General features: G+C 75.2%; 22 protein-coding genes. 13 read left to right on the top strand and 9 right to left on the bottom strand.

Annotation, left to right across the window (positions count from 1 at the left end; all coding sequences use genetic code 11):
* Window positions 1-43: 43 nt before the first annotated feature.
* Window positions 44-985, bottom strand: a complete 942-nt coding sequence (locus tag ACQPYX_RS25540) for a methionyl-tRNA formyltransferase (RefSeq protein ID WP_433800084.1) — start codon at window positions 983-985, stop codon at window positions 44-46.
* A 132-nt stretch (window positions 986-1,117) separates the two neighbouring features.
* Between ACQPYX_RS25540 and ACQPYX_RS25545 the strand changes: the two genes are divergently transcribed.
* The 3 genes from ACQPYX_RS25545 to ACQPYX_RS25555 all read left to right on the top strand — a co-directional run bounded on the left by ACQPYX_RS25545 (window position 1,118) and on the right by ACQPYX_RS25555 (window position 3,125).
* The gene (locus ACQPYX_RS25545) at window positions 1,118-2,407 is read left to right on the top strand and encodes a type VII secretion protein EccB (protein ID WP_433800085.1); all 1,290 of its coding nucleotides are present in this window, start codon (window positions 1,118-1,120) and stop codon (window positions 2,405-2,407) included.
* Between the two features lie 83 nt (window positions 2,408-2,490).
* Window positions 2,491-2,820 (top strand): WXG100 family type VII secretion target, encoded by a 330-nt coding sequence (locus ACQPYX_RS25550; RefSeq protein ID WP_433800086.1) that lies wholly within the window; start codon window positions 2,491-2,493, stop codon window positions 2,818-2,820.
* 11 nt (window positions 2,821-2,831) lie between these two features.
* A complete protein-coding gene (locus tag ACQPYX_RS25555) occupies window positions 2,832-3,125 on the top strand; it encodes a WXG100 family type VII secretion target (RefSeq protein ID WP_433800088.1) in 294 nt (97 codons plus the stop codon).
* Window positions 3,126-3,143: 18 nt separating this feature from the next.
* On the opposite strand, the gene eccCb is transcribed toward ACQPYX_RS25555, so the two are convergent.
* Window positions 3,144-7,013, bottom strand: a complete 3,870-nt coding sequence (eccCb, locus tag ACQPYX_RS25560; RefSeq protein ID WP_433800089.1) for a type VII secretion protein EccCb — start codon at window positions 7,011-7,013, stop codon at window positions 3,144-3,146.
* A gap of 61 nt (window positions 7,014-7,074) precedes the next feature.
* Between eccCb and ACQPYX_RS25565 the strand changes: the two genes are divergently transcribed.
* Complete coding sequence (locus ACQPYX_RS25565; RefSeq protein ID WP_433800090.1) at window positions 7,075-8,517, top strand: EsaB/YukD family protein; 1,443 nt, start codon at window positions 7,075-7,077, stop codon at window positions 8,515-8,517.
* On the opposite strand, the gene ACQPYX_RS25570 is transcribed toward ACQPYX_RS25565, so the two are convergent.
* Complete coding sequence (locus ACQPYX_RS25570; protein WP_433800091.1) at window positions 8,514-8,858, bottom strand: hypothetical protein; 345 nt, start codon at window positions 8,856-8,858, stop codon at window positions 8,514-8,516. The genes ACQPYX_RS25565 and ACQPYX_RS25570 overlap by 4 nt on opposite strands.
* A 231-nt stretch (window positions 8,859-9,089) precedes the next feature.
* Here ACQPYX_RS25570 and ACQPYX_RS25575 point away from each other — a divergent pair, with 231 nt between their 5' ends.
* Complete coding sequence (locus ACQPYX_RS25575; RefSeq protein ID WP_433800092.1) at window positions 9,090-10,640, top strand: alkaline phosphatase D family protein; 1,551 nt, start codon at window positions 9,090-9,092, stop codon at window positions 10,638-10,640.
* 149 nt (window positions 10,641-10,789) lie between these two features.
* Here ACQPYX_RS25575 and ACQPYX_RS25580 read toward each other — a convergent pair whose 3' ends face one another.
* Window positions 10,790-11,788: a helix-turn-helix transcriptional regulator gene (locus tag ACQPYX_RS25580; RefSeq protein ID WP_433800093.1), complete on the bottom strand. Its 999-nt coding sequence runs from the start codon at window positions 11,786-11,788 to the stop codon at window positions 10,790-10,792.
* Between the two features lie 118 nt (window positions 11,789-11,906).
* Between ACQPYX_RS25580 and ACQPYX_RS25585 the strand changes: the two genes are divergently transcribed.
* Complete coding sequence (locus tag ACQPYX_RS25585; RefSeq protein ID WP_433800094.1) at window positions 11,907-12,143, top strand: hypothetical protein; 237 nt, start codon at window positions 11,907-11,909, stop codon at window positions 12,141-12,143.
* Window positions 12,144-12,294: 151 nt separating this feature from the next.
* On the opposite strand, the gene ACQPYX_RS25590 is transcribed toward ACQPYX_RS25585, so the two are convergent.
* Window positions 12,295-12,897: a response regulator transcription factor gene (locus ACQPYX_RS25590; RefSeq protein ID WP_230754767.1), complete on the bottom strand. Its 603-nt coding sequence runs from the start codon at window positions 12,895-12,897 to the stop codon at window positions 12,295-12,297.
* A gap of 176 nt (window positions 12,898-13,073) precedes the next feature.
* Between ACQPYX_RS25590 and aroQ the strand changes: the two genes are divergently transcribed.
* On the top strand, window positions 13,074-13,496 hold the full coding sequence (gene aroQ, locus ACQPYX_RS25595) for a type II 3-dehydroquinate dehydratase (protein ID WP_433800095.1): 423 nt from the start codon (window positions 13,074-13,076) through the stop codon (window positions 13,494-13,496).
* Here the strand turns inward: aroQ and ACQPYX_RS25600 are convergent.
* On the bottom strand, window positions 13,477-14,343 hold the full coding sequence (locus ACQPYX_RS25600; RefSeq protein WP_433800096.1) for an alpha/beta fold hydrolase: 867 nt from the start codon (window positions 14,341-14,343) through the stop codon (window positions 13,477-13,479). The genes aroQ and ACQPYX_RS25600 overlap by 20 nt on opposite strands.
* Before the next feature lie 20 nt (window positions 14,344-14,363).
* Window positions 14,364-15,716 carry an NAD(P)/FAD-dependent oxidoreductase gene (locus tag ACQPYX_RS25605; protein ID WP_433800097.1) on the bottom strand — a complete coding sequence of 451 codons (1,353 nt, stop codon included), beginning with the start codon at window positions 15,714-15,716 and terminating at the stop codon, window positions 14,364-14,366.
* A 100-nt stretch (window positions 15,717-15,816) separates the two neighbouring features.
* Between ACQPYX_RS25605 and ACQPYX_RS25610 the strand changes: the two genes are divergently transcribed.
* The 4 genes from ACQPYX_RS25610 to ACQPYX_RS25625 are packed head-to-tail and all read left to right on the top strand — an operon-like array spanning window position 15,817 to window position 18,877.
* Entirely contained in the window at window positions 15,817-16,920 is a 1,104-nt protein-coding gene (locus ACQPYX_RS25610; RefSeq protein ID WP_433800098.1) for an SDR family oxidoreductase, read from the top strand.
* 20 nt (window positions 16,921-16,940) lie between these two features.
* Window positions 16,941-17,792 carry a glutamate racemase gene (locus tag ACQPYX_RS25615; RefSeq protein WP_433800099.1) on the top strand — a complete coding sequence of 284 codons (852 nt, stop codon included), beginning with the start codon at window positions 16,941-16,943 and terminating at the stop codon, window positions 17,790-17,792.
* Between the two features lie 8 nt (window positions 17,793-17,800).
* On the top strand, window positions 17,801-18,019 hold the full coding sequence (locus tag ACQPYX_RS25620; RefSeq protein ID WP_433800101.1) for a three-helix bundle dimerization domain-containing protein: 219 nt from the start codon (window positions 17,801-17,803) through the stop codon (window positions 18,017-18,019).
* Between the two features lie 60 nt (window positions 18,020-18,079).
* Window positions 18,080-18,877 (top strand): polysaccharide lyase, encoded by a 798-nt coding sequence (locus ACQPYX_RS25625; protein ID WP_433800102.1) that lies wholly within the window; start codon window positions 18,080-18,082, stop codon window positions 18,875-18,877.
* A gap of 4 nt (window positions 18,878-18,881) precedes the next feature.
* Here ACQPYX_RS25625 and ACQPYX_RS25630 read toward each other — a convergent pair whose 3' ends face one another.
* Window positions 18,882-19,490, bottom strand: coding sequence for a TMEM165/GDT1 family protein (locus tag ACQPYX_RS25630; protein WP_433800103.1), 609 nt, complete (start codon window positions 19,488-19,490; stop codon window positions 18,882-18,884).
* 427 nt (window positions 19,491-19,917) lie between these two features.
* Here ACQPYX_RS25630 and ACQPYX_RS25635 point away from each other — a divergent pair, with 427 nt between their 5' ends.
* Window positions 19,918-20,982, top strand: coding sequence for an alpha/beta hydrolase (locus tag ACQPYX_RS25635; RefSeq protein WP_433800104.1), 1,065 nt, complete (start codon window positions 19,918-19,920; stop codon window positions 20,980-20,982).
* Here the strand turns inward: ACQPYX_RS25635 and ACQPYX_RS25640 are convergent.
* Window positions 20,946-21,686, bottom strand: coding sequence for a beta-ketoacyl-ACP reductase (locus ACQPYX_RS25640; RefSeq protein WP_433800105.1), 741 nt, complete (start codon window positions 21,684-21,686; stop codon window positions 20,946-20,948). The two genes, ACQPYX_RS25635 and ACQPYX_RS25640, sit on opposite strands and share 37 nt — an antisense overlap.
* A 285-nt stretch (window positions 21,687-21,971) precedes the next feature.
* Between ACQPYX_RS25640 and ACQPYX_RS25645 the strand changes: the two genes are divergently transcribed.
* Entirely contained in the window at window positions 21,972-23,252 is a 1,281-nt protein-coding gene (locus ACQPYX_RS25645; RefSeq protein WP_433800106.1) for an alpha/beta fold hydrolase, read from the top strand.
* Window positions 23,253-23,295 lie beyond the last annotated feature (43 nt).

Below are 23,295 nucleotides of genomic sequence, written 5' to 3' on the forward strand. Positions count from 1 at the left end.
CCCGGACCGTGACGCAGGGTCACCGCATGGTGTGGCGGACGTTTCAGTCGAGATAGTCGCCCATGCGACGGAACCAGTCCCCGGCGACGTGCTCGACGTCGTTCTCGTCGCGCACCCGCTGCAGCACCAGGCCGTGCTGGTCCCCGCGCCAGGCCTCGGGACCGGCGACCACGATCACGCCGGTGCCCTCGCGGGCGAACACCCGGCCGTTCGTGCCGCCGCACCGGTTCCGGGAGACGGTCGCCTCGAGCACCCGCAGGCGCCGCCCCTCGTGCAGGCACCAGGCGTTCGGGTAGGGCCCGGTCTGGGCGCGGACCAGGTTGACGAGGTCCTTCGCCGGGCGGTCCCACGGGATGCGGTTGTCGCGGTCGGCGCGCTTGTGGAAGAAGCTGGCGTGCTCGGGGTCCTGGCGCAGCCAGTCGAAGGGGCCGTGCTCGACACGGTCGAGGGCGTCGAGCGTGAGCGGTCCGAACAGGTCGACGGTGCGGAAGAACAGGTCCTCGGTGGTGTCGGTGGGCGTCACCGGCACCGTGCGCTGGGTGATGATGTCGCCGCGGTCGAGGTCGGCGTCCATCCAGTGCGCCGTGATCCCGACCTGCGACTCACCGTTGATCAGCGCCCAGTTCAGCGGGGAGAACCCGGCGTACTTGGGCAGCAGCGCGTCGTGGGTGTTCACGGTGCCGCGGGTGGGCGCGGAGAACACCTTCGGCGAGATCCACGTGCGCCAGTTGCAGGCGACGCCGATCTCGGCGCCGTGCTCGGCGATCGCGGCGACGAGTTCGTCGTCGACGGCCTTGTCGCGGTAGATCACCGGGATGTCGTGCTGCCGCGCGAGGTCGGCCACCGGCTCCTGGAAGATGGCCGGCTCGTGCTCCCCGAGGCTCTCCGGGTGACTCACGCAGAGCACCACCTCGTGCCGGCTCTCGAGCAGGCTCGCCAGGAGCCTCGCTCCCCACTTCTGGTAGCCGAACAGCACCACGCGCACGGTCGCCTCCTCGCCCCCGCCGGTCAGGTGAGCCTCACCTAAGCAGAGATCGGCTCCGCACGGGCCGACATGTGAGATGGGTTCTCCCGAACCGCCCCCACGGCGCGCGCCGGTCCGTCATCGTCCCGTCGCGTGGCGAGCAGACGGGAGCTCATCGAGTCCGAGGACTTCCAGCGCCGCCGGGGCGTGGCCGCCCTGGTGCGCGGGGACGACCTCGCCGTGGAGGACGTCGTCCGCCGCCCGAACGCCGCGCTGCTCACCGGCCTCGTCGTCGTGGTGCTCGTCGCGGCCGTCTCCGCCGCCACCGCGTTCCTCACCGACCGCGCCCCCGACGGCTGGCGCGACGAGGGCACCGTCGTCGTCGACCGCGAGACCGGCGCCCGCTACCTCGCCACCGACGGCCTGCTGCGCCCGGCGCCGACGCTGACCGCCGCCCTGCTCGCCGGGGGCCGGCGGGGCGAGCCGGTGCTCGTCCCGCACGCCCGCGTCCTCACCGTGCCGGTCGGGACCGCCCTTCCCGACGACGGGTCGCCGCAGCTCCCGCCCGCGGTCGCGGGGCCCGTCCCGCTCGCCGCCTGCGCCACCGGACCCGACCGCGGTGCGTCGGACCAGGTCGCGGTGTACGCCGGGCCGGTCGTCGGGCCCGTCACGGCGTTCACCGGATTCCTCGGTCGCGCGTCCGGGACGTCGGACACCGTGCTCGTCGCCGGCGGCCGCACCCACCTCGTCGACCCGCAGGCCCTCCCGCTGCTCGGCTGGTCCCCCGGCCAGGTGCGGGAGGTCCCGGCGCCCTGGCTCGGGCTGCTCCCCCGCGCCGGCACGCTGTCGCCGCGCGCGGCCCCCGGCCCGGTCGTCGCCACCACCGACGGCGCCCGCTACGTCCTCGACCGCGGGCGGGCGCGGCTCGTCGCCGACGAGACCACGGCGCGGCTGCTCCCGGCGCCGGTGCGCACGGTGGTCCCGGACGAGGTCCTGCGCCTGCCGGCCGGGCCCGTCGTCGGGATCGTCGACGTGCCGAGCGTCCCCCCGCTCGTGCCCGACCGCGAGGACGCCGCCGTGCCCTGCGTGACCCGCGGCGGCGACGACCCGACGCTGCAGGTGTTCGGCGCCGTCGCCGCCCCCGGTCTACCTGCCGGACCGGAACGGCTGCTCGCCGGCGGCGCGCGGTCGGTGCGCGTGACCTGGCACGTCCCGCCGGGTGGCGGCGCCCTGCTGGCGCCGCCGGAGTTCGACGCGGCGGGTCGCCCACCGGGCCGCGAGGTCGACGAGGGCATGGTCCTCGTGGACGCCGGGCTCGGGTTCCCCGTCCGCGACGACGAGGCCCTGCGCGCCCTGGGCTACGCCCGCGGCCAGGTGCTGCCGGTCGGGCGGCCCTGGTTCGCGCTGCTCGCCGCCGGTCCGCCGCTCGCCGTCCCGGACTGACTTTCCCGGAACGGCCACCACGGCGACGCCGGGTCCGTCACCGTGGGGACCGACCGCGGTACCCGACCCGGGAGGGGGCCCTGATGGCGGGGCAGTACGACGTCTCGACCGCGACCATGGCGCAGTCGCAGTCGCGCATGGTGGCGAACGTGGCCGACATCCGCTCGGAGCTGACCGCGCTGCGCGGGAAGCTCGACGCGGTCCAGGGCCAGTGGGTGGGCGACGGGAACACGGCGTTCACCGGCGCGCACGCGCGCTACGAGGCCGCCAACCAGAAGCTCAACCAGGCGCTCGACACGATCTCGAACCTCGTGCAGCGCGCTCGGGCGGGCTACGAGACCAGCGACGCCGACGCGTCCGGCCGGATCGACCGATCGGGCGCCGGCATGGACGTCGCCGTCCCCGGCTTCTAGAGGAGGACACGATGGCCGACCGGATCAAGGTCTCCTTCGGCGCGCTCGACACGGTGGTCGCCGACGTGCAGGGCGGCGCCCAGGCGATGGAGCAGCGCATGCAGCAGCTGCGCTCCGACATCGCCCCGATGCTCGCCACGTGGGACGGCGCGGCGCGCGAGTCCTACGCGAACGCGCAGGCCCAGTGGGACGCGGGCTGGCAGGAACTGCAGGCCGCGCTCGGGGAACTCGGCCGCACGACGGCCGGGGCGAACCAGGGCTACAACGACGCCGAGCGCGCGACCATGCAGTCCTTCCAGGTGTGACAGTGCCGGAGGCCGACCTCAGTCGGCCTCCGGCACCCATCCGATCTGCACCAGCTCCGGCTCGGCCCGGCGCGTGACGTACTGCGCCCGGCCCGGCGGCAGGTCCTTCGCCCGCACCCCGTGCAGCAACGCCCCCTCGTCGCGCGGCCCGGAGAGCAGCAGACCCGGACCGCCGAGCTCGCGCAGCCGCCGCAGCACCGGCTGCATCATCCCCGCGGACGCCCCCGCCGCCGACCGCGCCAGCACCACGTGCAGCCCGATGTCCCGTCCCTGCGGCAGCAGGTCGAGCAGCGCCGCGAGGGGGTCGCCGCCCGGGGTCGCGACCAGGTCGTGGTCGTCGACCACCACGAGCATGTGCGGTCCGTCCCACCAGTCGCGGGCCCGCAGCCGGGCCGGCGCGACGTCGGGGCCGGGCAGCCGGGCGGCCATCTTCGCGGCCGCCGCGGGCAGCGTCTCCGCCGCGGCGGGCGCGGACCCCAGGTACACCGACAGGTGCTCGGGCGGCACGGCGTCGAGCAGGGTGCGTCGGTAGTCGACGACCACCACCCGCAGCTCCGCCGGCGGATACGCCGCGCAGAGGGCGGCGACCACCGCGCGCAGCGTCGCGGTGCGACCCGACCCGGCGTCGCCGAGCACGAGCAGGTGCGGATCCCGGCCGCCGAGCAGGTCCAGTGGGAGCGGCGCGAGGTCGCTCTCGCGCCGCCCGATCGTCCCGGCGGGCAGATCGTCCAGCGACACCAGCGGCGGGAGCATCCGGATCGGCGGCGCCGCCGGACCCGACCAGCCCGCGGCCGCCCGCGCCGCCGTGGTCGCCGCGTCCTCGGTGCACCCCGTCCCGTCGGTGATCACGGGCAGCGCGAGCTGCGCCTTGAACCCCGCCCCGACCAGGGCTCGCCCTGGGGTCGTCGGCACGCTGCGGGCGGCCCGCCGGTCGATCACGGAGTCCGCGGCGTCGCCGAGCCGCAGCTCGATCCGCGTGCCGAGCGCGTCGCGCAGCGCCGGGCGCATGTCCCACCAGCGTCCCGCCGTCACGACGAGGTGCAGCCCGTACCCCAGCCCCCGCGCGGCGAGGGCGGTGAGCCGTGGCTCGAGGTCCTCGAACTCCGCGCGCAGCGCGCCCCAGTCGTCGACCAGCAGCAGGACGTCCGGTTCCGGGTCCACCACGGCGACCTCGGTCGACGGCCGGTCGCGCAGCTGGGCCATCGACTCGACGCCGCGCTCGGCGAAGGTGCGCTCCCTTGTGGCCACGAGGGACTCGAGCTGCGCGACCAGGCGCCGCACCACGTCCGGCCGCTGCCGTCCCGCGACGCCTCCGACGTGCGGCCACCGCTCCAGCGCGGCCAACGACCCGCCGCCGAGGTCGACGGCGTAGACCACCAGCTCGGCCGGCGTGTGCGTCAGGGCCGCCGCCGTGACCAGCGTGCGCAGCGCCGTGCTCTTGCCCGTCCGCGGGGCGCCGACGACCCCGAGGTGGCCCCCGGTGCCCGACAGGTCGACCACCAGCGGTTCCTGGGCCTGCCGGTCGGGGCGGTCGACCACGCCGAGCCCGACGGACAGCGGTGCGGGCCGCGGCGCGAGCAGGCCCCGTCCGGCGCTGAGGGCCGGGCGGGGCAGCACCGCGGTCAGCGGCAGCGCCGTCGGCAGCGGCGGCAGCCACACCTGGTGCACGGGTTCCGCGGCCGCGCGCAGGCGGTCGACGACGACGTCGAGGGTGGACCGCTGCTCCGGGTCGGACAGGTCGAGCCCGAGGGCGGGCAGGGTGTCGCCGACCTCGCCCCGCCCGTCGAAGGCGCGGAACACCCGGGCGTGCGGGCGGCGCACCACGCCCCGGACCGGCTCGACGTACGGCGCGGACACCGTCGACACCCGCAGCCGCCGGTACACGCTCGTGTCCACCTTCAGGTACGCCGAGCCCGGCACCGGCGGGAGGTCGAAGGCGTCGGTGTTCCCGATGACCGTGCGGCTCTCGGCGGCCGAGAACGTCCGCAGCGCGAGCCGGTAGGACAGGTGCGAGTCCAGGCCCCGCAGCCGCCCCTCCTCGAGGCGCTGCGTCGCGAGCAGCAGGTGCACCCCGAGGGAGCGACCGACCCGTCCGACCTGCACGAACAGGTCGATGAAGTCGGGCTGGGCGGTGAGCAGCTCGGAGAACTCGTCGACGACCACGAGCAGGTGCGGCAGCGCCGGCACCGTATCGGGACGGGCCAGCCGCAGCCGGCGGTGCTCCCGGATACCGGTGAGGTTGCCGGCGTCTCGGAGCAGCTGTTCGCGACGGCGCAGCTCGGAGCGCAGCGCGTCCCCGAACCGCTCGACGGTCTCCGGGTCGTCCTCCAGGTCGGTGATCGACCCGGCGACGTGCGGCAGCGTCGCCATACCGGCGAACGTCGCGCCGCCCTTGTAGTCGACGAGGACGAGCGCGAGGTCGTCCGGTGGATGGGTGGCGGCGAGCCCGGTGACCAGCGTCCGCAACAGCTCCGACTTGCCCGACCCCGTCGCGCCGACGACCAGGCCGTGCGGCCCCATCCCGGAGAGCGCCGCCTCCTTGAGGTCGAGCTCGACCGGCGTCCCGTCGGCGTCGACGCCGAGCGGCACGCGCAGCAGGTCCGACTCCGGGCGGCGCCGCCACGTGGCGGTGGGGTCGAGGGCGGCGACGTCGTCGATCCCGAGGAGCCCGGCCAGCCCGTTGACCTCGGCGAGCGCCCCGCGTCCGGCCCGGCGCGAGAGCCGCATCGGGGTCAGCCGCCGCGCGAGCGTCTCCGCCTCCGCGAGCCCGAGGACGTCGGGGACGAGCCCGGTCACGACGGCGAGTGCGGCCAGCTCCGGGGGCGGGGTCCCGTCACGGCCGCGGCGGACCTCGATCCCGTGGTCGGCCCCGACGGGCACGGTCACCTCGGCCGCCGCCGGGCGGTCCAGCGGGTCCGCGACGACGTGCAGGACCCCGACGCCGAGGGCGGGCAGGTCGCCGAGCGGGTCGGGCACCGGCAGCGCCCCGTCGACGAGGACGACGAGCGCGGGCCCGGCCGCCGGACCTCCCGGGCGGCCCCCCGAGCGCCGACGGGCGAGTTCGGCGGCGAGCAGGTGCCGCAGTCCGTCGGCGTCCTCGGCGACGAGCAGACCGGTCCCGTCGGCCCCGCCGCCGGCCGGGTGCCGGGCGTGCGGCAGCCACTTCACCCAGTCCCACGCCGCGCGGTCGGCCGGCGCGTCCGGCCCGTCCGGGCAGCAGACGGCGAGGCGGACGTCGTCGGGGGCGTGCAGGGCCGCGAGCTGGGCGACCATCGCGCGAGCGAGGGCCCGGCCGCGCACCGGGTCGCCGACGATCGCGACCGCACCGCGCAGCGGGACCGCGACGGGCACGTCGGGGACCGGGCCCAGGCGGTCGACCAGGCGCCGCGCGGCGGCCTCCGTGCCGGGGTCGCGTGGCTCGGTGGGATCGGCGTCGGCGAGGACGGGCGCGGCGACGCCCGGCACGCGCGCCCGCCCGACGCGCAGCAGCAGGAAGTCGGGGTCGTCCGGGCGCCGTTCCCACAGCCGCTCGGCGCGGTCCGGGAAGCCGACGAGCAGCGGCGGGTCGGGGTGCTGTTCCTCCGCGACCCGGCGCTGGTCGTCCGCGGCCGCCCGCAGCCGGGCGCGGACGTCGGCGAGGTGGGCGACGTAGCGCAGCCGGGCGTCGGTGCCCTGCTCGCGGGACCGGCGCCGGGTCGTCAGGAACATCATCACGCCCATGCCGAGCGCGCCGATCACGAAGATCCCGCCGGCGAGGAAGTAGATCGGGTTCCGGTTGACGATCGCGAAGACCAGGATGCCGCCGCTGCCGAGGAGCGGGAACAGCGCGTAGGTCCACGGGGTGGGCGGCGCCCCGCCGCTCGACGCCGGCGGGTCGACGAGTCGCACGGGGTCGGGAGTTGGTCGAACCGGCCCACCGCGGGGTGGTCGATGGATCAGGATGTCGTTCATGGCCATGGCCCGTCAGCCCTCCGCGCCCGTCGCCGGTAGCCGGGACCGGCCCGCGGTCGAGGGCTCCTGGTGCACGGTGCGCGTGTGCGGCCCCGAGGGCGCGGTCGACGCGGCGCTGCCCGCGGACGCCACGGTGGCGGAGGTCGTCGACGAGCTCGCGGCCCGCTTGCTGCCCGGAGCCCCGCTGGTCCGCGGAGCGGACGGCCGGCCCTGGTACCTGCACCGCACCGGGGCGGGCCCGATGCCGCCGGGAATCTCGCTCGAGGCCGCGGGCGTGCGCGACGGCGACGTGCTGCACCTCGGGCCGTGGCCGATGCCGCGCCCGGCGCAGCCGGTCGACGACGGGCTCGTCGCCCTGGCCGAGGGCGCGGGTCGTCTGCCGCGGTGGACCGTGCGGCGCGTCGGGGTGCTCGTCACCGCGCTGCTCGTGGCCGTCGCGGCGGTCGGGGCGTCGCTGTCGCTCGCGGTGCCGGGCGGTCCGCTCGTGCCGCTGGCGCTCGCGGGCATGCTGCTCGGCCTCGCCGCGCTGCAGCGCCGCACCCGCGCGACCACCCCGCTCGACGGCCCGCCCCCGGGCGCCGACCTGCCGACGCTCGGGGCCGCGCTCGCGTCGCTCACGGCATGGACCGCGGCCGGGGTGGCGGGCGGTCTCGTGGCCCGGGGCGGCCTGCCGCTCGTGCTGACGCTCGCCGGCTCGGCGCTCGCGGTCGGCGCCGCCTCCGCGTGGCTGGTGGTGGGTGAGCGGGGATCGTGGTGGGCCGCGGCCGGCACGCTCGGTGCCGGGTTCTCGCTGCCGTCGGCGCTCGTGGCGGGCGGACTGCTGCCGGCCCCGCGTGCGATCGCGGTGGCCCTGACGGTGTGGCTCGTGCTGCTCGTGGCGCTGCCGTGGATCGTCACGCGCAGCCGCACGTGGATCGAGCCACGGGAGGACGCCGAGCACCTCCTCGACCACGCCGCGGCGACCCGTCGGACCCTCGACCTGGCGGTGCTCGCAGGCAGCACGGCCGCGGCGGTGGGGCTGTGGGTGCTGGCGACCTCGTCGGGGGGCGGCATCGTCCTCGGCTTCTGCGCGGCCGTGGCGGTCACGGCGGTCCTGCGGGCACGGCGGTCGGTGTTCGTGGGCGAGTCGGCGTCCGCCGTCGGGGCGGGGGTGGTCGGGCTCGCGGGCGTGGCGTGGGCGGTGGTGCTCGGCGGCGGCCCGGTCGGGAGGGCGGTCGTCGCCGCCGTCGCGGTCGCCGTGATCGGAGGACTCGTCGGACTCGGCGGCGCGCTGCGGACCGCGGAGCTCACCGACGAGGGGGTGGCGGACTGGTGGCGCCGACCCCGGACCCAGCGGCTGCTGGGGTGGCTGGAGACCGGCGTCGCCGTGTCCGTGCTGCCGCTGCTGGCCGGGGTCCTGGGCATCTACGCCGCCGCTGCCGACGCCGGGGCGCGCTTCTAGCGGATCGTCCGGCTCGCGGCGGCGTCGGCCGCCCCACCCGGCACGGTGCCGTCGATCGCGCCGGCCGCCCCGGCGTCCGCCGTCTCGTAGTTCCCCGCCGCGGCCTCGACGTTCCCGGCGGCCGCCGCCGCGGCGGCCGCCAACTCCTGGGTGCGGCTCTGCAGCTCCGCCCCGAGCGCGGCCAGGGCACCGGCGAGCCCGCCACCGTTCACGCCGCCCCCGGCCGAGCCCGCCGCGCCCGCGGCCTGCGCACCCGCCGCGGAGAAGCCGCTCCCGGCCGCCGAGAGCTGGCTCGCCCCCGCGCGCATCGCGGCGATGTCGGCGTCGAACGGCTGGGACATCGGCTGCTCCTGACCCGTCGGTGATGATCGACGTCCTCACGGTAGGAGCGCCCCGCGGGCCGTGGGTGCCGTTTCGGGGAAGTCGTCCGGGAGCTGCCCCTCGGACACCTCGCGGAGAACGTGCCCCTCGCGCCGCATGTCCGGATCGGTCTCCGCCCCGACACCCGACGCTCGCCCGGACGTCGCACACGGGCCATCCGGGTGCACCCACGTCCGGGCGACCATGCAGCGGTGTCCCCCACCACCACACGGCGGGCCGTCCTGCTCGGGGGCGCCGCCGCGCTCGCCGCCGCGGCCACCAGCAGCCTCACCGTCCCGCGCGCGCTCGCCGCTCCCCCGGCGGGCGAGGTGTTCACCCTCGGCGTCGCCTCGGGGGACCCCGCGCCCGACTCCGTCGTGCTCTGGACCCGCCTCGCGCGCGACCCGGAGCAGCCCGACGGCGGGATGACCGAGCGCGTGGTCGACGTCGACTGGCAGATCGCCGACGACGAGCGCTTCTCCCGCGTCCGCGCGTCGGGGCGCACCCGGACCGGCCCGCAGGACGGGTACGCGGTGCACGTCGAGGCGCGCGGTCTGCCCGCGGGCGGCACGTTCTTCTACCGCTTCGGCGCCCGGGGCCGGATCTCGCCGGTCGGCGTCACCCGCACCGCCCCGGCGCGCGGGCTCGCCCCGCTGACCATCGCGTTCGCCTCGTGCGCGATGTACGAGCACGGCTTCTTCACGGCCTACCGGCGCATGGCCGAGGAGCAGCCCGACCTGGTGCTGTTCCTCGGCGACTACATCTACGAGGAGGCCGCCGGGACCTACCGGGCCCCCAGCGGCAACCCGCGCAGCTACGACACCCCCGAGCCGCGCGACCTCGCCGGCTACCGCACCCGCTACGCCTACCACCACGCCGACGCCGACCTGCAGGCCGCGCACGCCGCCGCCCCGTGGATCAGCGTGTTCGACGACCACGAGGTATCGAACAACTGGGCGGGCGACGTCCCCGAGAAGCCCGACCCGGGGTTCCTGCAGCGCCGGGCCGCCGCGTTCCAGGCCTGGTACGAGAACATGCCGGTGCGCCCGGCGCAGCGACCGCGGGGCTCGTCGATCCAGTGCTACCGGCGCCTGTCCTGGGGCGACACGGCCACCTTCCACATGCTCGACACCCGCCAGTACCGCGACGACCAGGCCTGCGGCGACACCTACCCGAGCGACTGCGCCGAACTCACCGACCCGCGGCGCACGCTCACCGGCGGTGCGCAGGAGCGGTGGCTGGTCGACGGCTTCCGGCGCTCGCGCGCCCGGTGGGACGTCCTCGGGCAGCAGGTGTTCTTCTCGGCGCTCGACCTCGTGCCCGGCCCGCCGCGCGGGTTCAACCCGGACGCCTGGGACGGGTACGCCGTGGAGCGGGACCGGATCGTCGCGGCGTGGCAGCAGGCGCAGGTGCGCAACGCGGTCGTGCTCTCCGGCGACATCCACACCCAGTACGTGGCCGACGTGAAGGCCCGCTACGGCGACCCGAGCTCGCCGGTGGTCGGCACGGAGCTGGTGTCGAGCTCGATCACCTCGGGCGGCGACGGAGCGGACACGCCCGCGGAGGTCACCGAGGCGCTGGCGGAGAACCCGCACATCCGCTTCGGGTCGGACCGGCGCGGTTACCTCACGGCGCGGTTCGAGCCGGACGTGCTGCGGACGGCGGTCCGCGTGGTGGACCGGGTCTCGACGCCGGGGGCCCCGGTGCGGACGGCGGCGGCCTTCACGGTGGCCGACCGCTCACCGGGCCTGCGCCCCGCCTGAGGGGTTACGATGACGAGGACGGCGCCGGGCTCGTCCCTCGAGCCCGGCGCCCTCCTCTTGCGCAGCCACCTCGGGCGCCACCACAACACCCTCGCGGCCGGATCGTGAGCGGATCGTCGTGCTGTCGATCTCGCTGAGGTGAGCCTAGCCTAACTCGGCCCGGGTGCACCACCCCGCGTCGAGGAATCTGCGGCACGGCCGCAGCGCTGCGCCATCCCGCGCAGCGCGATACCCAGCTCGGCGGGCTCCTCGGCCTCGAACTCGAAGCCCAGCGCGGCGAACACGACCGCGACGCCGTGGACGTCGTCGCCCGCGAGCCGCACGCGGCAGGTGCCGTCGCCGAGGTCGTCGACGCCCGCCTGGTCGGTCCACAGCCGGGCGCGGACCTCCTCGACCGTGGCGTGCACGCGGGCCCGGCAGCGCACGGGCCGCACGTCGCGGACCTTCGACGCCACGTACTCGGCCGGGTCGCCCCCCGGGACCTCCCGCGGGACGAACCGGGGTCCGGTCGCGAGCCCGTCCGGCGCCACCCGCGGGACGACGCGGTCGAGGCGCAGCGTGCGCCAGTCGTCGCGCCCGAGGTCGTAGGCAAGCAGGTACCAGCGCCGGCCCCAGGCGACGAGGTGGTGCGGCTCGACCCGCCGGCGCGTCCCCGTGCCGTCGTGCGCGGTGTAGTCCAGGTCGAGCACCCGCCGGTCCCGGCAGGCCCCGCCCACGGCGACCAGCGTCGCCGGGTCGACCGACGGCGTCGCCCGCATCGGCGCCACGGTGGACACGCCGACCGCCGCGACCCGGCGTCGCAACCGCTCGGGGAGGATCCGCTCCAGCTTCACCATCGCGCCGACGGCGGTCTCGGAGAGCCCGGCGATCCCGGCCCCGCCCGCCGTCTGCAGGCTCACCGCGACCGCGACCGCCTCCTCGTCGTCGAGGAGCAGCGGGGGGAGCGCGGCACCGGCGCCCAGGCGGTACCCGCCGGTGGGCCCGAGGTCGACCTCGACCGGGTAGTCGAGGGAGCGCAGCTTCTCCACGTCGCGGCGCACGGTGCGCACCGAGATGCCGAGCCGCTCGGACAGCTCCGGGCCGGACCACTCGGGCCGGGTCTGGAGCAGCGAGAGCAGGCGCAGCAGGCGGGCCGAGGTCTCGAGCACGGCCCGATCGTGCCGCAGGAGGCGGTCAGGAGCCGACCGCCTCCGCGCCGCCCCTCGCGAGTGGGGGCTGCGCGTGTTCTCCGGGCCCGGTCGTTCCGTGCCCGTACGATCTCAGGTGATGGCCAGGCCCGTGAAGACCCCGCCCACACCCCGCTACCGCTTCGAGCGGGAGTCCCGCTACGTCGTCACCGTGATCGCCGACGACGGCGAGCGGCTCGACCACCGGCTCGACGCCTACCAGGGCTGGCTCGCCGGTCCCGACGGGATCCGGCACCGCTTCGGTGCGGCCCGACGGACGCGCACCGAGATCGCCGACCACCGCATCGCGGCGACGGTCGGCCCACTGTCCGGCTGATCGCGGGAGAGCACGCCCGGACCCTGCCCGGTCGGGCGTGCTCCCGCGCTCGCGGGGAGGCCCCCGCGACGTCGGTGTCCCTCCGGTCCTCGCGCGATGCCGCCGCCTCCGACTCGGCGGTTCGCGTCCACGACCGGGGTCGCGACTCCGATCAGCTGACCAGGCCGCAGCGGAAGCCCTGGGCCACCGCCTGCGCGCGGTCCGAGGCCGAGAGCTTGCGGAACAGCCGGCGCGCGTGCGTCTTCACCGTGTCCTCGGACAGGTAGAGCTCACGACCGATCTGGCCGTTGCTCTTGCCCTGGCTCATCCCCCGCAGCACCTGCATCTCGCGCTCGGTGAGGTTGATGCCCGCACCCGGCTCCGAGGACTGGCGCTGCGCCGGGAAGACGTCGCCCATCGTCGTCGAGGCGAGCGCGGCGACCAGCTCGGGCCGCGAGGCGTCCCAGCGCAGGTAGCCCCGCGCCCCGCCCGCGATCGCGGCGGCGATGCTGCCGGCGTCGTCGGGCGCGCCGAAGACGATGACGTTGGCCTGGTGGTGGGCCGTCACGAGCCGGCGGGTGGCCTCCGCGCCCGAGCTGACCGCACGCTGCGTCCCGATGAACACGACGTCGACCGGCTGGCGGGCGTACCGGGCGAGCAGGTCCTCCGGGGTCGCCACGCAGTCGATGCGCTGCACGCCGGGCACGGCCGACATGACACGGGTCAGGCCCTCGCGGACACTGCGCCGGTCGTCGCAGATCAGAACCGTCCTCATACAGACTCCGTCTCCAGTGTTGCCTCGTTCAGGCGAACCGCCCTCGGTGGGCGCTGTCCTCATATCGGCGTCCCCGCCCGGGACCTTGACCCTCGAATCACACCCCTGTTGTTATCGCTGTGTGATGATGTGGAGTGTCCGTGTCGCAGAATCGTGAACCGCAAGGTCTTCGTCGGGTGCTCCTGCTCCACGGGCCCAACCTGAACCTGCTCGGTCGACGGGAACCCGGGATCTACGGATCGGAGACCCTCGCCGACGTCGACGACCGGGCCCGCGCCCTGGGCGCCGAGCTCGGGCTGGACGTCGACGCCCGGCAGAGCAACCACGAGGGCGTGCTCATCGACGCGATCCACGAGGCGATGGACGGCTTCGCCGGCGTCGTCGTCAACCCCGGCGCGTTCACCCACACCTCGGTGGCGATCCGCGACGCCCTGGCGGCGATCCCGTGCCCGATCGTCGAGGTGCACATCTCGAACGTGCACACCCGCGAGCCGTTCCGGCACCACTCCTACGTCTCGCCGGTCGCCACCGCGGTGATCGCCGGGGCGGGCACGCTCGGCTACGACCTCGCGCTGCGCGTCATCGCGTCGAGGTCCTGAGGGCGTCCAGCTCCGCCGCGAGCAGGTCCGGGAACTGCAGCGGCACGAAGTGCGTGCCGGGCACCCGGACCAGCCGGGCCCCGGGCACGGCGTCGGCGAGCGCGACCATGTCCTCGACCGGCGCCATCGTGTCGAACTCGCCGGCCACCACCGTGGTCGGGACGCGCACGGCGTCGACCGGGATCGGCGGTTCCTTCCCGGCCGCCAGCACCATCTGCGAGAACCAGGTCCAGTCGTGGTGGGAGAACTCCCGCGCCACCTCGGCCAGGGTCTGCAGCGGGGGCGGCGCGAGGGCGGCCAGGGCATTCGCGTCCAGGCTGCGCGGCAGCAGCGAGATCAGCCCCGCCACCGGCGGCCCGACGATCCGCAACGACCACGCGCTCGCCGTCGAGATCCCGCGGGAGAGGAACTCCGGCGCCCACGAGGGTCCGCTGCGGAACCCGCCCCCGGCGACGCCGCCGAGCACCAGCAGCGACGAGACCCGCTCCGGCGCCCGCCGGGCGGCCTCGAACGCGACCGCCACGCCGACCGACCAGCCCACCACCGCGGCCGAGTCGATCCCCGCCGCGTCCATCACGGCGAACATGTCGTCGACGTGGTCGCCGATCGTGATCCGCTCCGGGTCGGCGGGGCGTTCCGACCCGCCGAGCCCGCGGTGGTGCCAGGTCACGGCCCGGGGCGTTCCCGACGACGGGTGCCCGTCACCTCCCAGCCACGGCCAGGCCGCCGGGGAGGCGCCGAGGCCGTTGGAGATCACGACGTCGGGGGCGGGCCGCCCGACGCACCCGTTGTCCCACCAGCGGATCCGGGTGCCGTCGGGGGCGACGACGTCGTCGAGGTGGGGCATCGGGCGAGCCTAGGACCGCCTCAGGAGGCCCGCGCGCGGATCTCGTCGCGGGTCAGGTAGGACGTGGTGCCCTCGAACTCGTCCACGGTGGCCCGGCGGTCGGCGAGGAAGCCGATGCGGATGAAGTCGTCCCCGCCGAACAGGTGGAGGATCCAGTTGGCGACGACGCGCGCCCGCGTCCGCGTCAGCGGCAGCGCGAACAGGTGGTAGCCCCGCGTGACGGCCTGGGCCGGTGCGCCCTTGAGCTCGAGGTTCAGCGGGTGCGCCACGGCCTGGGATCCGCCGAGGTCCACCACGAGGCCGAGGTCGTGGTGCTTGTACTGCGACAGCGGCTCGCCGCGCAGCGAGGCCACCACGTTGTCGGCGGCGGTGACCGCCATCCGCGTCGCGTGCTGGGCGGTCGGCGGGCAGATCGCCTCGGGGTCGTCCTGCGTGAGGTCGGGCACGGCGGCCGAGTCGCCGAGCGCGAACACGCCCGGGTGGCCCTCGACCTGCAGGTCGGCCCCGACCTTGAGCCGCCCGCGGACGAGCTCGACGCCGAGGTTCTTGACCAGCGGGCTGGAGGTGACGCCTGCGGTCCACACGAGCGTGCGGCACGGGACCACCTCGCCGTCGGAGAAGGTCACCGACTCGTCGGTCACCTCCTGCACGCCGGTCTCGAGCTTGATCTCCACGCCGCGGCGCCGCAGGATGTCCAGCGCCTGCTCGCCGAGCCGCTTGCCGAGCTCGGGCATCAGGCGGGGCGCGATGTCGATGAGCGTCCAGCGGACCATGCCGGGGTCCAGGCGCGGGAACCGCTTGAGCGCGGCCTCGCACAGCAGCTGCAGGCAGGCCGCGGTCTCGGTGCCCGCGTAGCCGCCGCCGACCACGACGAAGCGGCAGCGCGCCGCACGCTCGGCGTCGTCGGTGGCCGCGTTGGCGAGCTCGAGCTGGGCGAGCACGTGGTCGCGCAGGTAGGCGGCCTGCGCGAGGTTCTTCATCCCGAGGGCGTGCTCCTCCAGGCCCGGGATGTCGAACTGCCGGGTGACGCTGCCCGGGGCGAGGACGAGCCGGTCGTAGGGCAGCTCGACCTCCTCGCCGGAGATCTTGCGGACCACACAGCACTTCCGGTCGAGGTCGACCCCGACGACGGTGCCCGGCAGCCGGTGCGCGCGCTTCACGGCCCGCGGCAGCGGCACGGTCACCGACTGGGCGGTGATGACGCCGGACGCGACCTGCGGCAGCAGCGGCAGGTAGAGCATGTAGTCGTTGGGCGCCACGAGGACGACCTCGACGGAGCCGTTCCCGATCTCGGAGCGCAGCACCTTCTCCAGGCGCTTCACCGTCTCCAGCCCGGCGAACCCGGCCCCCACCACGACGATCCGCTCCGCCATCACGCACCTCTCCACCACGTCGTCACGCCGGCAGCGCTGCGCGACGAGTCCTCCGGAGCGCAAGATGCCCCGCAAGGGCGGAGATGACACTCTCCGTCCCGTGAGCGCCGTCCTCTTCACCGGGTTCCCCGGCTTCCTCGGTTCCGCGCTGCTGCCCCGGACGCTGCGCCGCGACCCGGACGCCCGCGCCGTCGCCCTCGTGCAGCAGCGCTGGCTGGGCCGGGCCCGCGAGGCGCTGGCCGAGATCGAGCGGGCCGAGCCCGGGCTCGCGGGCCGGACGGACCTCGTCGTCGGGGACATCACGACGGCGGGTCTCGGCCTGGACCCGGCGGTCGCCGACCGGCTCCTGGGCGAGCAGCTCGAGATCTTCCACCTGGCGGCGGTGTACGACCTCTCGGTGGCCCCGGAGATCGCGTGGCGGGTGAACGTGGACGGCACCCGCCACGTGGTCGACCTGGCCCGGCGGGCCGCCGCCGGGGCCGGCCTGCGCCGGCTGCAGTACGTCTCGACCTGCTACGTGTCGGGCCGCTACGACGGCGTGTTCTACGAGGACGACCTCGAGCTCGGCCAGCCGTTCGCCAACCACTACGACCACACCAAGCACGAGGCCGAGCGCGTCGTCGCGAAGGCGCGGGACGCGGGCCTGCCGGTGACGATCTACCGCCCCTCCGTGGTGGTCGGCGACTCGGCCACCGGCCACACGCAGAAGTTCGACGGCCCCTACTACGTGCTGCAGCTCCTGCTGCGCCAGGGCGCGACCGCCCTCATGCCGCTCCCGCGCGGCGCCGACCGCGTGGCGTTCAACCTCGTCCCGTCGGACTTCGTGGTCGACGGCATCGCCGCCCTCGCGGGGCACGACGCCGCCGTGGGACGCACCGTCGCGCTGGCCCAACCGAACCCGCCGACGGTCACCGAGATGGCCGAGACGTTCGCCGCGGCGGGCGGGAAGCGGCTGCGCGTGGTGCCGATGCCGACGGCGCTCGCCGCGTTCTCCATCGACCACGTGCCCGGGGTCGGCCGCCTGTTCCAGGTGCCGTCGTCGACCCTCGAGTACCTCACCCACCCGACGCTCTACGACACCGCGGCCACCACCGCGCTGCTCGCCGAGGTCGGCGTCGCGTGCCCGTCCTTCGCCGACCACGTCGGTCCGATGGTCGAGTTCTTCCGCTCCCACCCGGAGGTGGGCAGCGCGGCCATGGTGTGACGCCGGTCTACCATCGGCTCGTGCGCATCGCGCTCATCGACTCCGGTCTCGGCATGCTCCCGACGGCGGGCTGGCTGCGCCACCTGCGGCCGGACGCGCACCTCGACCTGCTGATGGACCCGGCGGGCATGCCGTGGGGCGCCCGGCCGGGCGCGTGGATCGTCGACCGCGTGCTCGCCGCCGCGCGCCTCGCGGTCGCCCGCGGCGCCGACGCCGTCGTGGTGCCGTGCAACACCGCGAGCGTCAACGCCCTGGTCCCGCTGCGCGCCGAGCTCGAGCCGGGGCGACCCGTCGTCGGGACCGTGCCCGCGATCAAGCCCGCCGCCGCGAGCGGCGCGCCGTTCGGGGTGTGGGCCACCGAGGCGACCAGCGCGAGCTCCTACCAGGCCGACCTCGTGGCGCTGTTCGCCGCGCCGGGCCAGGCGACGGCGGTGCCGTGCCCGGGGCTCGCGCGGGCCGTGGAGAGCGCCGACGAGCGCGCGATCGCGGACGCCGTGGCGGCCGGTGCGGCCCGCACGCCCCGGGACGTGACCGGGGTGGTGCTGGGCTGCACGCACTACCCGCTGGTGTCGGACGCGATCGCCGCGGCGCTGCCCGGCGTGCGCCTGTACGACAGCGCCGGGGCCGTGGCCGGGCAGACCCTGCGCCGCCTCGGCCTCGAGGCCCGGCCGGCCGCGGACCCCGCCGGCGTGTCGGTCCTGCTCTCCGGCGACGAGGGCCCGCTGCCCGCCGCGGCGCGCGCCTACCCGGTCGGCGCGGCACTCGCGGCCGGCGGCCCGCTGGGGGTCGACCTGCTGCCGCCCGCCGTCCGCGAACCCGGTGCTGTGAGCAACGAGTCGTTCCCTGGTGCACAACCGGTCTCCGGTCGTTGAATACGGGAATGCCGCAGGCCGCCACCACCACCACGCGGGACGACCGCGCCCTCCTCGTCGAGACCGAGGAGCGACTCGTCGCCCGCTGGACCGCCGAGGGCGTCGCGCCCGACACCGTCCGCGGCGCCGTCGCCGAGGCGTTCGAGCGGCTCGCCGGTGCCCGGGTGCGCTCGTTCCTGCCGATCCTGGTCGAGCGCCGGGTGCGGCTGCAGCTGAGCGGGGTCTGAGCCCCGCCCCGGCTCCGCGACACGACCGGGGCATCACCCGCACGCCCGTACGCTGACGGAGTGAGCCCCACCCGCCGTGCGTCCGCCGCGCGGCTCGTCGTCGGGACCCTCCTCGCCCTCGTCGTCGCGGCCGGCTGCGCCGGGCCGACGTCGAGCTCCGGCCGGGGCCCGTCCTCGGGGCCGACCGGGGAGGGCGTGGTCTGGCGGTCGGGGACCAGCGCGGACTCGGTGCTCGACTCCTACCGCGTGACGCCCTGGAACACCGACGACGCCGAGGACCCCCGGGCCGTCGAGTCCCCCGACGCCCCGGGCCGCACGGCCGTCGAGTACACCGTGCCCGGCGGCGGCACCCGCTCCGAGCTCGAGCCGGCGTACCGCAGCTTCCGCCCGGGCGACGAGTATTGGTTCGGGTTCGCGGTGTACCTGCCGTCGGACTTCCCGGTGGACACCTCGGACTGGCAGGTCATCGCCCAGTGGAAGAACTCCGGCGACGGCAGCCCGCCGCTCTCGGTCCAGGTGCGCGGCGGCCGCTTCGTGCTCGACGGCGGGGAGGGCATCGGCGAGCACTGGAGCCGCGACATCGGCCCGGCCCGCGCCGGGGCGCGGACCGATCTGGTGCTGCGCGTCCACTTCTCCGACGACCCCGACGAGGGCAGCGTCGACGTGTTCCAGGACGGCCGTGAGGTGGTCTCGGACTACCGGCCGCGCGGCGGCACGCTCTATCCCGACGAGGTGTCCTACCTCAAGACCGGTCTCTACCGCTCGGACGACATCTCGCAGGAGGGCTCGGTCTACTTCGACGACGTGGTCATCGCGACGAGCCGCGAGGCGGCGTCGTCGCTGGCGTCGAGCTCCTGAGCGCTCACCGCGTCAGGAACGCCTCGACCGCCAGCCACACGCCGAAGACGAAGAAGAGCACCGCGGCGCCGATCCGGATCGCCTTCTCCGGGAGCTTCCGGCCGAGCAGCCGGCCCACGACGATGGCGAGGCCGTCGGCGATCACCATGCCGACGGTCGAGCCGAGCCACACCCCGACGACGCCGCCCCAGCCCTGGTACTGGGTGGCGAGGGTGATCGTGGCCAGCATCGTCTTGTCGCCGAGCTCGGCGAGGAAGAACGCGACCGAGGCGGCCACGACGGCGGAGCCGCTCGACCGGGCCGCCTTGTGCTCCTCGTCGGCGGTGAGCCGGTCACCGCGCAGGGTCCAGAACCCGAAGCCGACGAACGCGACGGCGGCGACGAGGCTGATCCAGAAGGTGGGCAGCGCCGCGCCGAGCAGGTAGCCGACGCCGACGGACACGGCGTGCACCACCGCCGTCGCGACCGTGATGCCGATCAGGACCGGCAGCGCCTTGTAGCGGGTGGCGAAGGTCAGCGCCATCAGCTGGGACTTGTCGCCGAGCTCCGCCACGAAGATGACGGCGAAGCTGACGGCCGTGGCGGCCAGGAAGGTGGCCACGATGGAGTCCACGAGGGTCCTCTCGTCTCCGGTCGGACCGGAGCCACCAGGCGTCTCCGGCCCGACCCGTGCGTGCAACGGGATCGGAACCGAAGGTCTCGCCCGCCACCGGGACCCGGTGGCCGCCGCGACCGGATGCACGCCCCGGACGGATCCGGGAGCGGCGATCAGTGTGTCGACCGCGGTGTTGGGAGCTACTCCCCCTCGTTCGATCCAGACCCTAGCAGGCCCGTCGCGGCCGGTCGGCCCGATCGCGACGCGGCTCACCGTGCTCCGACGGCCGGTCACCGAGCGACCACGATCGAGCAGGCGGTTGCGCTGGCGGAGCGACGTCACGCCCGGACATGATCTCCGTCACGTTCCCGATCGGACCAACGATGTCGTGGTCGACCGCCGGACGGGGCACTCGGCGACATCGCGACGAGGCGAGGGAGACGGGATGACGGAGCAGGCGACCCACCCGGTCGACATCGACGTGCGCACCCGCCTCTTCACCTGGTTCACCGACCGGGCCGGGGTCATCGCCATCAGCCGCATGACCGCCGAGGACCTCGCGCGCGCCCGCAGCCGGCGGCTCTCGCACAACGTCGTCACCTCGCGCGTGTTCGGGCCGATGCCCGCCGACGTGTCGCTGACCGACCTGCGGGTCGACCTCGCCGCGAGCACCGGGGCGACCGACGCCGGGCCGACCACGCTGCGCGTCTACCGCCCGCACGGCCCGCTGCCCGGCGGACGCCGCCGCGGGGACGGGCTGCCGATCGTCCTGAACTACCACGGCGGGGGCGGGTCGCTGGGCAACCTCGACCAGTCCGACTGGCTCTGCGCGCAGGTCGCCGCGCGGGTCGGCGCGCTCGTGGTCTCCGTGGACTACCGGCTCGCCCCGGAGCACCCCTACCCCGCCGGGCGGGACGACGGGTACGCCGCACTCGTGTGGGCGGTGCGCCACGCCGACGCCCTGGGTGGGCGGACCGACCAGGTCGCGGTGATGGGCGACAGCGCCGGCGGCAACCTCGCGGCGGTCGTCGCGATGATGGCGCGCGAGGCGGGGCCCGCGATCGACGCCCAGGTGCTGATCTACCCCGTCGTCGACCTCTCCCTCGAAGCACCGTCGACCGCGGCCTACGAGCGCGGCCCGCTGCTGACCAAGGCCGACATGGACGTCTTCCGGGCCAACTACCTCGGGCCGGACGGCGACCCGACCGACCCGCTGTGCTCCCCGCTGCTCGCCCCCGACCACCGCGGCCTCCCCCGGGCGCTGGTGATCACGGCGAAGGTCGACCCGCTGCACGACGACGGCGTGGCCTACGCCGATGCGCTGCGCGCGGCCGAGGTGCCGACCCGGCACCGCGACCACGCCCGGGCCGTGCACGGGTTCATGTCCTTCCCCGGCATGTGCCGGGCGGCCACCGCCGCGCTCGACGAGATCTGCGTCGAGCTCGGCGGGGCCTTCGGGCTCGTCGGGACGGCTCAGGAGGACATGAAGAGCCCGCCGTTGACCGAGTAGACCTGGCCGGTGATGTAGCCCGAGTCGGGGTCGGCGAGGAACTCCACCACGCGGGCGACCTCGTCGGGCTGGCCCAGCCGGCCGAGCGGGACCTGGCCGACGATCTTCTCCAGGGCGGCCTCCGGGACCCCGGCGACCATGTCGGTCTCGATGTAGCCGGGCGCGACGCAGTTCGCGGTGACGCCCTTCTTCGCGCCCTCCATGGCCAGGGACATGGTGAGGCCGAACAGACCGGACTTGGTGGCCGCGTAGTTCGCCTGGCCCGCGTTGCCGCGCTCACCGATCACCGAGGAGATCGACACGATCCGGCCGCTGCCGCGCTCGCGCATGTGCTGGAACGCCAGGTGCGACATGTAGAAGGTGCCCGAGAGGTTGACCTGGATGACCTTGTCCCAGTCGTCGACCTCCATCTTGTGGAGCATCTTGTCGGCCGTGATGCCGGCGTTGTTCACCAGGACGTCGATCCGACCGTGCTGGTCGTAGACCTCCTGCACCACGCGCTCGCAGTCCTCGCGGCTGCCGATGTTGCCCTGGTGGATCGTCATCCCGGGGTACTTCTCGGCGAGCTCGGCGGCCGCGTCGCGGCCGTTGGAGTAGCCGACCGCCACCTTGCAGCCCCGGTTGGCGAGGCGCTCCGAGATCGCCTTGCCGATCCCGCGTGCGCCGCCGGTCACCACGGCGACCTGTCCCGTCATGTCCGCCATCACGACATCCTTCGCTCGTCGTCGTCCGCATCGCCTGCGGCTCCCACCGAGCGGTGACGTGCCCGTTGGTGTCAGCGGTCACACGTATCCATGCGTTCTGCGACACACCCGTGACGAGGGTCCGGCCGTTCGTCGCAGGCCCGGCGCCCGTGCGCCGGTGCGCAGCTGTTTGCGAACTATGCCTAGCGGACCTACGGTTCGCCGAGCAGCCTGGCGGCGTCGCCGGGAGCCGCCCCGGCGCCCGGACGGTCCCCTCCGCCGGGCCGCGCGAGGAGGAATGCGGCGATGACCGTGACCAGCGACCGTTCCGCGGTGACCGACGGTGCCACCGAGGCCCCCGACGCGCCCGCCATCGACCCGGTCGACCCCGCGGCCTACCTGCGGACCTTCCGCGGCGAGACGCTGCGCAAGGCGACCACCGCCCTCGCCGAGGGCACTGCCTACGTGACGACCCGGGCGCTCGCCCAGGCCGCGACCCCGCACCGGACGGTGTACGACGCCGTGCGCTGGTGGGGCCACGTGCTCAGCCGCCGTCGCCCGACCTGGTCGACCGAGCACCGGATCGTCTGGGAGACCCCGATCGCGCGGCTGCGGGACTTCACCTCCCCCGAGGACGAGGTCACCGACGTCGTGCCCACCCTCGTGCTCCCGCCGCAGGCCGGCCACGACTCCTGCATCGTCGACTTCCAGCCCACCCAGTCGCAGATGCAGGTCATCCGCAGGGCCGGGCTGACCCGCGCGTTCACCCTCGACTGGGTCGGCGCCACGCAGGCCACGAGGAACACGACCATCGAGGACTACGTCGCGGTCGTCGACCGCGCCGTGGACACCGCGCTCGAGGGCACCGGCCACACCTCGGTCAACCTCGTCGGCGACTGCCAGGGCGGGTGGCTCTCCACCATCTACGCGTGCGTGCACCCGGAGCGGGTCAACACCCTCACCCTCGCCGGTGCCCCGATCGACTTCCACGCCGGCGACACCGCCATCGGCGCCTCGTCGCGGGTGACGAGCCGACGCTACGGGAAGCTGCCCTACCAGGCGATGGTCGCGATGGGCCGCGGGAACATGCCCGGCCAGTTCGTGCTCAACGGCTTCATCGCGATGAGCCCGGACGCCGAGATCGCCAAGCACGTCGACCTGCTCCGCCACCTCGACGACCCGGCCGCCATCGCGCGCTACCAGGCCTTCGAGGACTGGTTCAAGCACACGCAGGACGTGCCCGGCACGTTCTACCTGTGGCTCGTCGAGCACCTGTTCTCCGGCAACGAGCTCATCGAGGGCCGACTGGAGGTCGGCGGGAAGCGGCTGTCCATGGCCGACTTGTCCTGCCCGCTGTTCCTGCTCGGCGGCGCGACCGACCACATCACCCCGCCGGTCCAGGTGTTCCGGGCCGCGGACGCGGTCTCGACGCCCGCGGACCAGGTGTGGAAGCGGACCGCCCCCGGCGGTCACCTGGGCCTGTTCATGGGCAACCAGGCGCTGCGCGAGGAGTGGCCGCCCCTGATGGCCGAGGTCGCGCGCTACTCGGGAGTCACCGCTGCGGGCGAGCGCAGCGACGGGGAATGAGCCCCGTCTGAACCGATCCTCGTGAGCGGTCCTGCACTCCGGA

This window comes from Actinomycetospora sp. CA-084318, assembly GCF_050955885.1.
Classification (GTDB): Bacteria; Actinomycetota; Actinomycetes; order Mycobacteriales; family Pseudonocardiaceae; genus Actinomycetospora.